This window comes from Flavobacterium soyae (assembly GCF_045348165.1).
GTDB classification, from domain to species: Bacteria; Bacteroidota; Bacteroidia; order Flavobacteriales; family Flavobacteriaceae; genus Flavobacterium; species Flavobacterium soyae.
Window position 1 is genome coordinate 4,482,309 of sequence record NZ_CP150845.1, and the last position, 15,631, is coordinate 4,497,939.

Annotated in this window: 8 protein-coding genes; all 8 read right to left on the reverse strand. The window is 35.1% G+C overall.

The annotated features are described in order from the left end of the window. Nucleotides 1-2: 2 nt before the first annotated feature. Nucleotides 3-1,202, reverse strand: coding sequence for a DUF4861 family protein (locus AABD74_RS18760; protein ID WP_406843909.1), 1,200 nt, complete (start codon nt 1,200-1,202; stop codon nt 3-5). Nucleotides 1,203-1,340: 138 nt separating this feature from the next. Beyond that, the gene (locus AABD74_RS18765) at nt 1,341-2,477 is read right to left on the reverse strand and encodes a serine hydrolase domain-containing protein (protein ID WP_406843910.1); all 1,137 of its coding nucleotides are present in this window, start codon (nt 2,475-2,477) and stop codon (nt 1,341-1,343) included. Next, on the reverse strand, nt 2,474-5,284 hold the full coding sequence (locus AABD74_RS18770; protein WP_406843911.1) for a hypothetical protein: 2,811 nt from the start codon (nt 5,282-5,284) through the stop codon (nt 2,474-2,476). The genes AABD74_RS18765 and AABD74_RS18770 overlap by 4 nt, the downstream gene beginning before the upstream one ends. A 101-nt stretch (nt 5,285-5,385) precedes the next feature. Continuing rightward, nucleotides 5,386-7,308: a glycoside hydrolase family 97 catalytic domain-containing protein gene (locus AABD74_RS18775; protein ID WP_406843912.1), complete on the reverse strand. Its 1,923-nt coding sequence runs from the start codon at nt 7,306-7,308 to the stop codon at nt 5,386-5,388. A 185-nt stretch (nt 7,309-7,493) separates the two neighbouring features. Further along, nucleotides 7,494-8,537 carry an IPT/TIG domain-containing protein gene (locus AABD74_RS18780; protein ID WP_406843913.1) on the reverse strand — a complete coding sequence of 348 codons (1,044 nt, stop codon included), beginning with the start codon at nt 8,535-8,537 and terminating at the stop codon, nt 7,494-7,496. A 75-nt stretch (nt 8,538-8,612) separates the two neighbouring features. Continuing rightward, complete coding sequence (locus tag AABD74_RS18785) at nt 8,613-10,385, reverse strand: RagB/SusD family nutrient uptake outer membrane protein (protein ID WP_406843914.1); 1,773 nt, start codon at nt 10,383-10,385, stop codon at nt 8,613-8,615. A gap of 35 nt (nt 10,386-10,420) precedes the next feature. After that, complete coding sequence (locus tag AABD74_RS18790) at nt 10,421-13,669, reverse strand: SusC/RagA family TonB-linked outer membrane protein (RefSeq protein WP_406843915.1); 3,249 nt, start codon at nt 13,667-13,669, stop codon at nt 10,421-10,423. Nucleotides 13,670-13,874: 205 nt separating this feature from the next. Next, nucleotides 13,875-14,897, reverse strand: a complete 1,023-nt coding sequence (locus AABD74_RS18795; protein ID WP_406843916.1) for a GntR family transcriptional regulator — start codon at nt 14,895-14,897, stop codon at nt 13,875-13,877. Between the last annotated feature and the right edge of the window lie 734 nt (nt 14,898-15,631).

Genomic DNA, 15,631 nt, shown 5'->3' on the forward strand with positions numbered 1-15,631 from the left:
CTTTAATGAATTTCAACTGATAATGGACTCTGAACTAATTGTGCTTGTTTTTCTAATAATGCATCCCACTCTTCAACTGAATTTACCTGACCGCTTTTGAGCCATACAAACCCTGCATAATAAACTAATGTGCTATTTTTAGGTTCTGTAACAATTAGGATCTGGCTTTGGTCAACAGCTTTAGAATGATAGTCGAATGCTTTTTTGACAGTTTTTGGATCCATGACAATTCCTTCTCCTACATAAGAATCATCCATAGGTTCCCAATGACGGAAAACTCCTTTTTTAGCATCGATACTTACTTTTCCTTTTTCCTGATGCAGTGTAATACCCAGCGTATAATTTGGGATTTTAGAAACTGAACTGATTTTATTTTCGAATTTTGAGAAATTAGACCCTAAATCAAGCGAAATTCTTTTGACTTCTTTAACTCCATATTTACTCCAAGCAGGGTATTCTAATTCAAAAACGGTACGTAAAGGCCCTTTGGCAATTACTTTATATTTTTGAAAATTTTTAGATGTATACAAGCTGTCTTTTTCCCAAATTCCTGTTCCACCTGTACCTCTGCTGTACCCAACATGATAAGGATCATAACCTTCTCCGTGGTCAATATGATAATATCCTGCAGCTGTAACATTTTTAGTATACCAGGAATCAATTATAGAATAGTTTACTTTTTTTAGCCAAATATCAATACCGCTTGAGAGCGTGCCTCCTTCTTTTCTTTCATCTACCAAACGCTGTGCTTCAGGGCCATAGGTTCTAAAAGCGACTTTATCATTCTCCCATGCAAAATCATCGATTCGCTCGGGAACAAAACGGGCATAAGTGGTAAGAGCAGCTGTTGGTCTTTTTAGAGCTTCTTTGGCATCAATAAAAACAGTATAGATTACTTTAGACAAAGCTGGAACTGCTGCCTGAAACAATAATTCGTCCGGAGTTCCGTCAAGATCATTATCAAGCAATTGTGTCACTAGTAATTCGCCTTTTTCATTCTTAACCAATACATCATCATAATTTTTAAGAGAAGAAAAAGCTTTCGACTTTTTAAGATCTATTGAAACTATTTCTCCAATCCTGTCAAAGCCTAATTTGTTTTCAATAATTATTTTTTTATCCAAGTTTTGATGACCTTCAAAACTGGAAAACAGGCCAATGATTCCTAAAAAAAAGATGCTGTTTTTAAAATTTAATTTCATGCTGTATATTATTACCATTATATTTAATTGCTCTTTGTGCCACTCAAAGTTTCTATATTTGACATATGACGATTGTTTTTTAAAATGACCTTATGATCCCCTGATTTTTTTTCGCCATATAAAATCAGAACCGGACAGTTAATTTTCTTTGGATCGACGATCTAATACAATATCTCTGGTCATTGAAGCCATTACAGGACTTGACAGAAAAGATGAAAACCCATCTTTAGCGGCGGACTCCGGATTAACATGCGCCAATAAAAAACCGTATATCTTATTTTTTTTATCTATCCACGGATAAGCTCCTGCCCAGCTTGGACTGCTGATTAAAATGGCTTCTTTATTTTCATTAATCTCTTCTCTCCATTCTCCCAATCCATAAATACTTTTATGATCCAGAGTGCGAACCTGCACTACATATTCGTTGCCTTTTACAAAGGCATCTTTAACCTGATCTGCCTGCATTTCTTCAATAGCTTTTTCGCTGAGTATTCTATTGTTTCTGAAAACACCATTATTTGAAATCATTTCTAAAAAATGAGCATAATCCTCTAGTGTACATCTGGCTCCTCCGGCAAGCATTGGGTTATGACCACTGGTTGAATCTACCGGTGTAAAATGCGTATTTTTCATCCCCAATGGCTGGGCTATTTCTTCTTGAAATATCTTTTCAAAATCTTTGCCTGCAGCCAATTCTGCCATTCTTCCCGCTGCCTGCATGGCAAGTCCGCCATAATGAAATTCAGTTCCAGGTGCAGTATCACAAGGCAGTCCAGCAATATGTTTTACCGCTTCTTCTAATGTCTGATAATCATCTCCATGATTTCCTTCGGGCTGATAATCCGGATAGCCCGAAGTATGAGATAATAATTCTCTTAAAGCGGCCTGCCCTTTTATATCTGTAAACTCTGGAAGCCATTTCACTACTTTATCATCCCAGGACAATTTTCCTTTATCTACTAATCTGGCAATAGCGGCCGCAGCAAGCCATTTACCGGCTGAGGCTATATAAACTTGTGTTTCTGGTTTATAATTCCCAAAATAATTTTGGTAGATAATCTGGTTATCTTTTGCAATTATGATACTCATCCCCGGGTAATAACCTTTTTCAATCCAGGAATTTATTTTTTCCTCAATAGGATGAAAATCATAACCTGAATTAGCTGTTTGCAAATTTGAAACAGCTTTTTGGGCATTATAAGTGGATTTACATCCAATTAACAACATCATCAAACTAATGCCTACTCCGAGAATTATTGTGCGATTATTACTCATTTCTCTTGCCTCATTAGCGTTATATGGATATACTTTTTATTCTCCGGCAATTCAAAAACAAAAACTTTCTTTTGATTTACTTTCTTAATTACCCCTTCAATTTCCTTTTGACCATCAGACAATATCAATTTTGGTTTTCCTTTAGCATTCTGCAATGGAATTTGAAGTTCTACAGGACCATTAGCTGTATATCCCCATTGATTTTCAATAAAGCTGAAACCTGCAGTTGTATTGCTATTTGCTTTTAAAATATAACCATCACTTTCAATAGAGGTTCCATCTGCTAAAAAAAATGATTTTAATTGCTGTTTCTCTTTTGATATTATCCCGTATGTACCGATAACTTTCATTGTATTATACTCGAAAGGAACAGTTGATTTGGTATTGGAGAAAATAAAATTTTCTTGTCCGCTTTTTGTTTTAACTTGTATTCCTACCAGCTCATCACTGCCAAAATAATCTACTTTATCAATGGCGCTAACCTTGTTAAGAGAAGGCTCATATACTGCCACAAATGGTTTAGTCCACGCTTGTCCATCTTGTCTGACCACTAGTGTAGGGATAGGAAGACTTGCTGACTCTTTAGAGAGAATACCGTCACCAATTGCTGTAGACACAGGAGACAACACAGAGAACACTTCTCTGTTTTCATAACCTTTCATCCAGAGATTCATCGAGACCGTTTTGTCTTTCATCTCGAGATTGAATTGTCCTTTAAAATTTTGATTGGTTTGAATCGATTTTTTATCATACATATAATCGTAGGCCATTAAATCGCCATCGCCAAAAGCTAATTTGCTTGTAGGCTTTAGCTCTAATGCATTTTCTTTATCATCTAAAAGAGTAAGGCTTTGTCCTAGATTATGATAAAAATATTCGTGTTTTACATTGTTCCCCGTATTTTGTTTAGAACGGAAAATATCAATATAATATCCTGCGCCTTTGTCTGTATTCAAAATTCCCATTACTCTGCGCTGATCAGAATTGGTTTCAGGTTCTAAAAAAGTAACATCAGAGAAAGTAATTCCCGGAAAATTATCTTTATTGACACCGCTCTGCGGATAGAACGCAACAGGAGTAAAAGCATGATTGCTTTTCATTTCCGGATATTTCGATTTACCGTTTACAGCTACTGTATTATGTGCTGGAAACTGAGTGTAATACTCTGCATATTCTATAGAAAAATAACTTGATCCGTGTCCCATTTCAGGAGCCAGCGGTAATCCGTAGCCGTATAATTCCATGGCAATTCCATTAGAATGCATATGGTTTCCCAATGACCCAATCTGGCTGATCATTAAATCTTTATCAGCCCCAAAATCCCTTTGAACCAGCCAGGAAGTATTAGGAGCGTAAAATAAAGGGGAAACAAATTCAGATTGGCTTGTACCCTGAATATTAGCATCTATTTGAGTCGATTCTTTTGAGAATAAATCTTCTAATTGTTTTCCGAAGAATTTCCCGCTATAGATCTCTTTATTAAAAAGGCTTTTAAGCATCTTGGTAAAATAAACCTCATCCTCTTTTTTACCATACTTTTGGGCATTTTCAATCATATACAATGTTGCTTCTGAAGAAAGCTTTTTATAATGGCCGTCTCCAAAAGATACCATATAACCATTAGGGTACAAATATTGTGGAAATGATTTTACTGCCTGCGATAAAACCGGAATCTCTTTTAGTATGTCAATATCAAAACTACGGTCATAAAATGCTGCAAAATGAATAAAATCATTCAGGACATTTTGTGAATACCCGGGACTCTCATTCCAAATACCTGTTTTTGCATCATAGCCATAATCAATTAATTTATTCATTGACCACTGGCGCGTTGAAGTCTGATTCATGATTTGATCCAGATAATAAGGCCCGCCTTTTTTGTTCTCATAATTTGAATTGTCTTCTAAAACCATTGCTATTTTAGAAATATGAGCCGCCTGTAATAAATTCCAATTATTGAAACTTACACCATTTTTGATAATCTGATCGGCCCACTTTTGCAGAGCAGCAGCATAAAGAGGTAATTTTTCAGGATGTTTCTCTTTGATGTAATCATAGGTAAAGTCATAACACTGGGATATTTCTCCCAGTATATGTTCCTGAATAACTTCAAATGAAGTATAGCCAACAAGGGTTTGATGGTGGCCATGACTAAGATCGATGGGTTCTTTGCGATAATAAATTCCCTGTAAATAAGTATCTAAAACATCATAGGCAAATTTTGCATAAATTTCATCACCAGTGTACCAGTATAAAAAGGCGGCATCACGTGATAAACCCAGTATCTGCCTGTTAATTCCTTCTACAATTTTTCCTGTTTTTGAAATTCCTGTCCATTCCCACGCATCGGGACGATCTTTATGCTGAAGATACAATCCTCTGGGATCATCCATATAAGGTATAATATCTTCTAATTTAGGCTGCTTATAATCTGTACTGTGATCTCTTGTCCCCGGAAACTTTACTGTGGCAACCGGAGCCTGGCCATCGGCTCCTGCATAGGTTCCTCCTTTAATGTAAACCTGTGTCGATTTCGTTTTCCAATACATTTGAAGTCTTGACACCAGCCAGGTATTGTCTTTTTTATAAAGTGCCAGATAAGGATCTACTCTTTGTTTGGTTTTATCTATAATATCCTGAGCCCATGGCTTATCTGTGGCTAGTTTTTTTACTTTTTCAACAGACATATCTTTCCCAAATACTCTTGGATGTTCTTTGCCCATTGTATTGGGTACAGATAATCCTTGTGCGTTTAACTGCCCAATACTTAGAACTAATAATACTATCAATTTTAATAAATTCTTCATTCTGCCAATCTCTTTTGAAAATATTTTTATAAATAAAAAAGCAAATGCCTTAAACTTAAATGACCGCTGTAACTAAAACTTTAATTTTTACTTACCCGTTTTTAGTTTTTAATTTCGCTGATCCAAATTGCAGCTCCTCCGGAGGCTTTTAGGTTTAATTTTAATTTTGATCCTTTTTTAATCACTATATCCTTTAAAGCAACCTGTGTTTTTGTTTTAACTTTTTCATCATCACTGTATACTCTTGCTTTGTATTTTTTATTTCCCTCAAGAAAATCAAAATTTAGTTCAAGTGTTCTGGCATCATTATTTGTTATGCTTCCTATAAACCATTCATTGCCTGATTTTCTTGCTGTAGTGATATATTTTCCTATTTCTCCATTTAAGATTTTTGTATCATCCCAAACTGTTGGTACTTTATCAAAAAATTCAATTTCGGGTTCACCATTATAATTGGCCGCGGTATCATACCAAAACAGCGTTTGCAGCGGACTGTACATCACTACCGACAAGGCTAATTGGTGCGCATGGGTAGTTTTAATTCTTGGAGTGTAATAACAAACCGTATAATCACCCGCACCTGCAATGCCTCTTGTAAAAGGCAAAGTGGTATTGTGGTCTGCATCGGGCATTTCTTCATTTCCTCTTATGCCTTCAACTGTTAAAACATTTGGCCAGGTTCTTTGTTCTCCTGTTAATCTAAATTCATCGTGGATGTTAACCATAAGCTCATTATCAGCCACACGCTGAATTGATTCGTGCAGCCAGGTAGTCCATCTGTGAGAACCAACTTCTACAAAGCCATATTTGATACCTGCTATGCCCCATTTTTTATAAATAGGAAAGATCTGGGCATCTTGTTTGAGTAATGCCTGCTGATTTACATAAAGCCAAATTCCAATACCTTTTTCTTTTCCATAGCGAATCACTTCAGGCAGATCTAAATCAATGGCTGCTTTACTTGCATCTGAATCAAATGTAAAGGCTGGCCCATACCATTTCCAGTCAAATAAAACATATTGAAGATTGTGCGCTGCGGCAAAATCAATCCAAGCTTTGGCCCCTTTTTCAGTAAGAGATAAATCTCTGACAATTTTACCCGGCTTTATCCAAGAGGTATTTTTAATTCTCGAAGGCTCATTGAGATTAAGTAATAAATCATTATTCTCGATAAGTTCTCCGGGAGTTTCTCCAGCCATAACAACACGCCAAGGAGTTCCAAAATAGGGTACTTTATCTACTGATTCATAAAGAACTGTTTTCAGGGTGTTTTTTTTAGTTTTCGATAAATCAAAATTCATTTTGACATAATCTACCATATTGGCTTCCGCCAAACAGGCATATAGTCCGTTTTCTAATTCTAATGTTAAAGGGCGAACACTCTGTCCTGTCCAATCCTTTAATGGTTTTAGTGTAAATGGCCCTTGTGCCCACGGCTCAAACCAAGCCATTGTATTGTCTGGAAAAGTAAACTCGGTATTTTCTTGTGTAATTTTATAATAAATTCCTGTTGGATTATCATGAAAATAATAACGCATCGCAAGGCCTTCATCATAAAGTCTGATCTGAAGATCCATTTTATAATTAGAAGAAACTTTTTGCTCGAAGGTTAAAATAATTTCATTGTATTTTTCTTTGATAATTTTTCGCTCTCCGTATAATGGAGTCCAGGAACTATCAATACTTTTACTTTTAGATTCTTTTAAAATCAGCTCATCCATCCAATCTCCTGAGGGAGTATTTTTAATGGCCAGCGCCCATTCAGATGCACTATTATCTAATTTAATATCTAGCCCTGAATCCAGTAAAACTGTTTTGTTTTTAAAATTTAAGCGATAAGAAAAAATACTTTTTCCTGATGAATTTTGTTTTTGCTCCAATACGAATTCATAATTATTGTCAGGAGAGAAAAGTTTTTTCTCTAATACTGTTTTAAAATTAACGGTCTGTGAATAGCCTGAGGTCACAAAAAGACTAATAACAATTAAAACTGACTGAACTAAAGGCTTACTTATTTTATACATTTTATTTGTGTAATAAAGAATTTGTCTGCATTAGGCCCTAAAAAAATAATTCTTAATGAATTTTTATATCAGGCAATACTTCCCGGTATTTAGACTGAGTTTATGCAGTAAACATATGTGTATAATAGAAAGTCCCCGGGGTACATATAGAAACTAATTTCCCCAAGGACTTAACTACATGCTAATTATATTTTTTTTCCGTAAAACTCAATTTCTGCTACATTATTACCATTACCGGCAGTTTCATTATAATAATAAATATAACGGTAACTGGTTGAGGTATCTGAAATTATAAGCTGATTCCAGCCGTATATAGGTGTTGTAGAAATAGCTGCCAGCAAAGTTCCTCCATTAGTTCCCACTTTAGAAGGATCATTTGTACCATAAATTTTACCATTCAGCATTCTTGCTGCATAAGTTGCTCTGGGATAATAACGAACTGCTTTTAAAGTAGCTGCCGCTGATGCTTCAAAATCATATCCCAGATAATAATTACTAGCTCCTGTTCCATCAACAAATGTTGCTGTATTTCCATCAAATGCTGCAGCAATTGTAGTGGCTTCATTATTATTCCACGAACCAGGAGTTCCGATAATCGTGCCGGATATCTTTACTGCATCGACTAAGAAAAATCCTGCATCAAGCTTCTGTAATCCCACATAAACATTAAGTGTACCTGTAATACCTCCTTTTGGAACTTTTACCTGAATTTCTGTATCGGTAACTGAAATAACTTCACCATAAACTCCTCCAAAAGCAGCTTTTATATCACTTTTCACAGTACCAAAATTCTTTCCTGTTATTGTAATCACATCATTTTCTAAACCCATCAAAGGTGTCACATTTGTAATTACACCACCTGGAATGAAAGTAAAGCTGCCCGGAAGCTCTTTGGTAAACTTCCAAACTTTTACCGATACTTTACCTGTACTTTGTGCATTGTCAGGAACGGTTACAACAATTTTATTATCTTCAACACTTTTTATATTAGCGGCAGGAACAGCTATACCATTAAAATAGACAGTAACAGCATTTTTTAATGTTCCGAAATTAGAACCATTGATTGTAATCTCCTGTGTAGGACGAGCAATCGCAGGAGAAAAATCACTTACTGAAAGCTCCGGATATTCCTGAATTTTGAAATTAGCATCTGATTCACACCCATTCAGCAGATTCAATAAACCTGCCAACAGCACGAACCCGATACCCTTTTTAATTTGTATTTTCATAATTAAAAATTTAAGATGAATATTTTTTTAAGCTGGCAGCTATACAAAATATACCTGCCGGCTGGATTATTTTATTTAATAACCCGGATTTTGTTTAAGAGAAGGATTTAAATTTCTCTGATCTAGCGGAATTGGCCATAAATAATTTTTCTTAGAAAAAACGCGGTTGCTTTTACCATCTACAACTACACATCTCAATGGTCCCTGAGCCGTATTTACAACTTCTTCTCCCCAGGTAAAAGTTGAAGGCTTATAAGCTGCAGTTGGATTTCCTAAAGCATCTTTGTATGGAGTACTATATGATGCATCTCCAACTACCTGGCCACAAACTGACTGATTGAGCTCTGCTTCGGCAATTCCCCATCTTTTCAAGTCATCATAACGAAACCCTTCACGGTATAGTTCTAATGTTCTTTCTCTTCTAATTTCATCTTTCATATTTAAACCATTAGAGCTTACCAATGCATTTGTCAAAGAAGCAACACCTGCTCTGGCTCTTATTCTATTGATTGACATATTCAAATCAGCATCAGTAATTGCTCCGTCTCTTTCAAATAATGCTTCTGCATATATTAGATATATTTCAGCCAGTCTTATAATTGGATAATTAGCAGATTCCTGATTGGCATTTCTGTAAGTACCATATTTATAAGCAACAAATTTTCTATTACCATAACCTGCAATTCCGGTAGTTAAAGATGTTGAAGCTGGTGCAGCTCCTCCATAACCCAAAAGTCTTAAGTCTCTATTCTTATATTCATCTCCAACTGCATGATATCCTTGAAACAAAGGAGATTTAGAAGGCGGCAGACCATCTGTGCATAAAAACATATCCATCATTTTTCTACTCGATCCTGCATTTTGCGACGTAAGCGATAAATTCTGGTTTCCTGTTCTTAATGTTACATCATAAACTCCGTAAAGAATAAATTCATTATTTGATGCTTTTGTTAAACCTGCGGGATTACTGCCGGCATCTTCCAGACTAAACAGATAGTAATAACTCTCGTTTATCATACCCGCAGTAGAATTATAATTCCACAATGAATATCCTCCATTATCTATTATTTCTTTAGATAAATTCGCAGCATCAGTTAGAAAATCATTAATCTGATTTGAAGCAGGACCGCCTGAACCTTCAAAATCTGTAGTAGTCCCATTGTATTTTCTCCAGGTAGCTTCGTATAATTCTACCTCTGCCTTTAATCCTTTTGCTGCCCATTTACTAACCCTGCCTTTATCAGCTGCTACTATCGCTGACTCTATAGGTAAATTAGCTATTGCTTTGTCTAAATCTGATAATATTTGTGTTACAACCTCATATCTGCTGTTGCGGGGTGCCTGCAATTCAGGTGAATTTATGTTAAGGACATCAGTCACAATAGGTACGCCGCCAAAAGTTTTTAACAAAGAATAGTATGCATTTGCCCTGAAGAAATATGCTTCAGAAATATATTGTGCAATATCATTTTTGTTACCTGGATAATCTGCTTCTTTTGACAGAAGAGTATTAGCCTTTCTTATCCATGCATAAGGATTATTCCAGCGATTATCGCTACTCCCCGGGGCAATTGTGCCTCGTCCCACATCTGACTGAAAATTAAAATAAACTGAAAGATCTGATGAGAAATCCATATGATTATAGATTTCATTTCCCCCATATGGAGATCTCCATCCCATTAATTGATTGTAAAAATCTGTTGAATAAGATTTAAAATCTGATGCTCTTTTAAAATAGGATGCATCGTTAAAGGTATCTTGAGGTTTAAGATCTAAAAAATCATCCTGACATGAGAAAAGACCCAATGTCAATCCTCCTATCAAAGTCATATATATTAACTTTTTCATACTATATTTTTTATATTACTATTTTTAAAATTTTCTTAAAACCCTAGATTTAAACCAAAAGATAAGGTTCTATAGTAAGGGTAACCGGCATTTTGAGATGTTTCACCCATCTCAGGATCATATCCGTCTTTGATTTTAACAGCTTCCCATAAATCGTTACCAGAGAAATAGAATCTTACTCTTTCTAATCCTGCCCTGTCGCTTAAACTTTTAGGAAGTGTATAACCAATAACTAAAGTTTTCAAGCGGATATATGCGTTGTTTTCTAACATAAAGCTGTTAGATGCATAATTCCAGTTTGCTCTGTTAGTATTAGTTGTTAAACGCGGGAATTCTGCATCAGGATTTTCTTCTGTCCAGGTCTTACCTAAGAAATTAGTAGGCTGATTTGTATAAATAGTTGAAAATGGATACGCTAAATATCCTGCACGCATAATTTGTTGTTTTGCAACACCCTGAAAGAAAGTCTGAAAATCAAATCCTTTATATGACGCCCCCAAATTTAATCCGTATACATAATGGGCATTAGCATCTCCCATGTATTTAAGATCGCTCTTTTTACTTCCGGCACCGGTAATAATACCATCTCCATTCAAATCAATTCTTTTTGTGTCACCTGGTCGTAATTCTGAAGCAGTTCCTTTTACTACTCTGGTCATTTCCTGACCTCCGGCAGCATAAGAAGCATAATAAGCATCAACCTCTGCCTGATCTTTAAAATAGCCGTCTGTCTGATACAAAAACCATGAATTTAAAGGAAATCCATTAACATTATTTTTACCAGCACCATAAGTATCAGCTCCTTCTTTATGCATCAGCTTACTTTGTGTGTCCCCAATATTAAAAGAAACGTTATATGAAAAATCCTTTATCCTGTCTTTCCATGCAATAACAGCTTCCCATCCGTCAACACTCAATTCACCGCTATTGGTTTTGGGAGCTGCACCTCCTAAAACTGCCGGATAAAGTACATCTGTTAACATTCCCTTATTACTTTTCATAAAATAATCATAGCTCGCTGTTAATCTGCTGTCAAAAAATGCGAGGTCAATACCTATATTTTTTTGGGACACTCTCTCCCATTCCCTGTCTAAACTAATAAGCCCGTTGCCTGCCAGAGAACTGCTGGTCTGCTGCGCTGGAGGAACTCCTAAAACTATTGTTCCCATATTTACTGCAGAGATGTAATCGTAGTTTCCTATTCCGGCATAATTACCCATAACACCTGTACTTACCCTTATTTTTCCAAAATTTAGAACAGAGTTATCTTTAAGGAAAGACTCTTTAGTAAATACCCATCCTAATTCGACAGAACCAAAATCTTTAAATTTATGTCCTGGCGCAAAGTTTGACGCACCGTCCATACGTCCTAAAACTGATACTAAATATTTCTCATCGTAATCGTAGCTTAATCTCGCCAGGTATGAATAGTTCCCAAATTGTGATTTTCCACCCGAGTTACTCTGAGTCACAGGATCGGCAGCATTTATGTCATACACTCCAAGGTCTGTAAAAAAAGCACGGGTCGCTGATAAGGTTTTGATTTGAGTTTTTTCAGCATTGAGACCAGCAACCGCCGAAATGTGATGGCGGCCCCAAAATGTTGCATTATATCTCAGCAAAGCTGAATAATACTGATAAAATGAATCATAATCATTGGTTTTATAACCAGGGTTTGAAGCACTTTGAATTGTTTTTGCAAGATTTTCTACTGATTTATTACCATACCAGTCATAAAGCTGAACCGGGATTACATATCTTTCCTGATTAAAATCTTCTTTCTGATAAGATACCATTCCTTCTAAATCTAACCCTTTAAGGATATTAAAGGTCCCTTTAAAATCAACTCTGCTGGTCAGTGAAGTTTTATTATCCCTTCCACCATCTGATGTTGCTGCTGCTGAATTCCTGTTACCTACATTTCCAAAATTTGCATTCCACTGCCCATACGGGTTTTTAGCAGGGAAGAAAGGCATATCATTAGCATATAAAGTTTCATCCAATCCCACAGATGGGCCTTTTGTTATGGCATCTATAAAGCTTATCGCAGTTTCAAGCTTTATTCTTTCAGATAATTTATAATCATAGTTAAAACGCAGATTATATTGTTTCTGCCCGTCATAAGCAGTTGCCAGGTTTCCCTGGTTATCAGCAGTTGCAAACGAAAGACGATATCCTGATTTATCTGTTTTACTAGAGATACTTAAATTATATTGGTAAGAATATCTTTGTGCAAACATTTCGTCAATACGGTTTCCATTGCCAATAAACACATCCCCCCAAAACTGTGTTGGATAAATTCCTTCTTTGCCTGTGGCCATCATTTCCATATTTTCTTTTGAAATCCATGCCCACCAGTTTGGTGTCTTTTCTTCTTTATTTGCTGCAAGCCAAATCTTAGCGTAGTCAGTTGATGAGGCAGAAAAATTTGTAATTCCATTTTCTGTGAAACGAATATTGCTGGTAAAATCTACTTTTAACTTCCCCTTACCTTTTTTAGTTGTTACCAAGATTACCCCGTTTGCCGCTCTGGACCCATAAATTGCAGCCGAAGCATCTTTTAGGACACTGATACTTTCGATATCATCCGGGTTCATATTCTGGAATGAAAAATTATTTAAGGCTGGTACGCCGTCAATAATTACTAAAGGACTTCCCCCGTTTATGGAAGTTGCCCCACGTATTTGAAAAGCAATTCCCTCATTACCAGGCCTTGAAGAACTTCTGGTTACTACAAGTCCCGGGCTCTGCCCCTGAAGGGCTAATCCAACATTTGTAACGGCCCTGTCTTCAAAAACTTTACTGGATATCTGCTCAACTGCGCCGGTTACAGCCGCTTTCTTTTGAGTTCCGTAACCCACAACCACCACTTCATTTAAACTTGATACATCCTCAAGTAAGATAACATCAATAACTTTATCTGTTAAATTCCCTACTTTTATTTCCTGAGTCTTAAAGCCTACCGAAGTAAAAACAAGTATAGCATCGGCAGATGATACCTTTATAGTATAACTACCGTCAAAATCAGTACTTACTCCGCCCTTTTGTCCCTTTATAGCTACGTTTACCCCTGGTATTCCCAGTTTACCAGAATCTGTAACTTTTCCTTTTACTATAATATCCTGCAGAACCTTTTCTAATTCTGTTTCTTTTAAACTTAAATTATGGGTCGTATTGGAACCGGCATACAGGTTACCTGCAGCACTACACCCAAACAACAATACCAGCAAGGCCGGTTTTGATAAAAATTTCAGCTTAAACTGATTGATTTTTGGTTTAGTCATAAACAATTAATTTTTGGTTAGTATTTTAGTTAGTTTTGTTAGTCATGTGTTATTTAAAAAAAATCTCCAGCGATATCGTTTGAGTTTTTTTTAGATAAGTCTGCAGCATTGGTAATAAAAATCCATAAAAGTGTTATGAACTATTCTGAGTGGTCATTACTCTTTAAAAACAGCTGCTAAACAAACTATTAAGTTGAACTATAGATTAAAGAGAGTTTCTGATTTGTATATTAAAGCTGCTTCTGATCTGCTCTTTTTCATTCCTTAAAACCATTAAACCTGCCTGTTCTCCCAGTCGTTCAAAATCTGTTGAGACGGCTGTAATTCCGAGAACTTCTTTTAAAGAAGAATCATTATAAGAAATGATACCAATATCTTCTCCAATTGTAAAATCATTATTCCTAATCTGTTTAATAAGCTCTATCAAATCTTCTTCTTCCACACTTATATAGACTGTATTTTTTTCCAGGTTTTCACTGGCGGCATCTGCAGCAATTCCAAATTCATAACCGGACTCAATGCAAAATTTTAAAAAACCTCTTTTAATTCCCGCTGGCAGTCTGGCAGCCTTAGGAAACACTAATTTTATAGCCTTGTATTTTTCCAATAACGGATTCAGTTCGACAAGAGCTGAATAAATATCATTTTCAAAATCCTGATATATACATGCTACATTTCCTAAATGATCCATTTTTTTATCCAGGAGAATCAATCTTTCAAGAGGTATTTCATTTTTAATAAATTCAGTCACTTCATCTTCTTTTTCGTCAAAATTTGCATTTAAAATGTAATGTGTATATTCTTTAGACCTGCTGTTTATAATATGCTTTTTAAATTGTTCATAATCGTTCTGATAAACATAAAAATCAATAACAGCGGTCTCGTTCAAAATATAACTAAGCGCATCAAAAATTTTCCTTTGATAAGGCCCCAGTTTATTAAACAATAAAAACACCTTAGCTTTTATTTCTTCACAGGCTGATTTTAAATAGTAACCTTTTCCCGGAATGGATTCAATAATATTATTTTCTTTCAAAAAAGCATACGCCCTTACTACTGTATCTCTTGAAACATTATGATCAAATGCAAGTTCATTAACAGACGGCAGTTTATCATTAAATTTTAATGACCCTGTACGAGTAGCATTCAAAACAGAATTTACAATTTGTTTATGTTTGCGGACTCTTGAATAATCACTTATTGTTATTATATCCTTTAAATTTTCCATTAGAATAGCTGTTAAGATTTTAAAACCATATTCTTATATAAATCCTTATATAATCATTACCGTTATCTCTATAAGAGGGGTGTTTTTTGAGGTTAAGTCAGCTGTCGGCCATTTAACCCCGACAGCTGACTGCCGACTGTTTAGATCGGCTCTCTACTTAAACTCACAGGTAAACCAAACCCGCATTATTATATTCAAAAAATAACAAACAATTATAAAAAAGCAGACTTGCATTTATATTCCTTCTTTTTTATACAGAACTTATTTTTATAAAAACAAAAACTTGAAAAATCCCTTCTCTTAAAAGCAAAAAAACATTATAACGATTACGTAAATTATATAAATCTCTTTCTGTTAAGTCTTCTTTACTTTATTGTTAAGTTTCTTCGTTAATACATTGTCAAATTTAGGATGAACAACTTTTTAAAACGATAAATTATAATTCATTATAGATAAATTATCATCCATTTTTTTATTCATTGTAAAAAAAATACCTACTTTTTTTTCTCATACCATATTTTATATCTAAAAAAAATAAATTATCATTAATCACTTATCATCTTTAAAAACAATCATTTAACATTAAATTCTATCTTAAAAAATTTGTAACCACTATAAATGCAATACAAATCGTATCATATCGTAATAAAGCTGCTAGTTATAAAGTGTAGTCCCTACGGGCAATGTCATTAAGTTAAGCTTTTAGAAAATAAAATTATTGCAAATCAAATCCG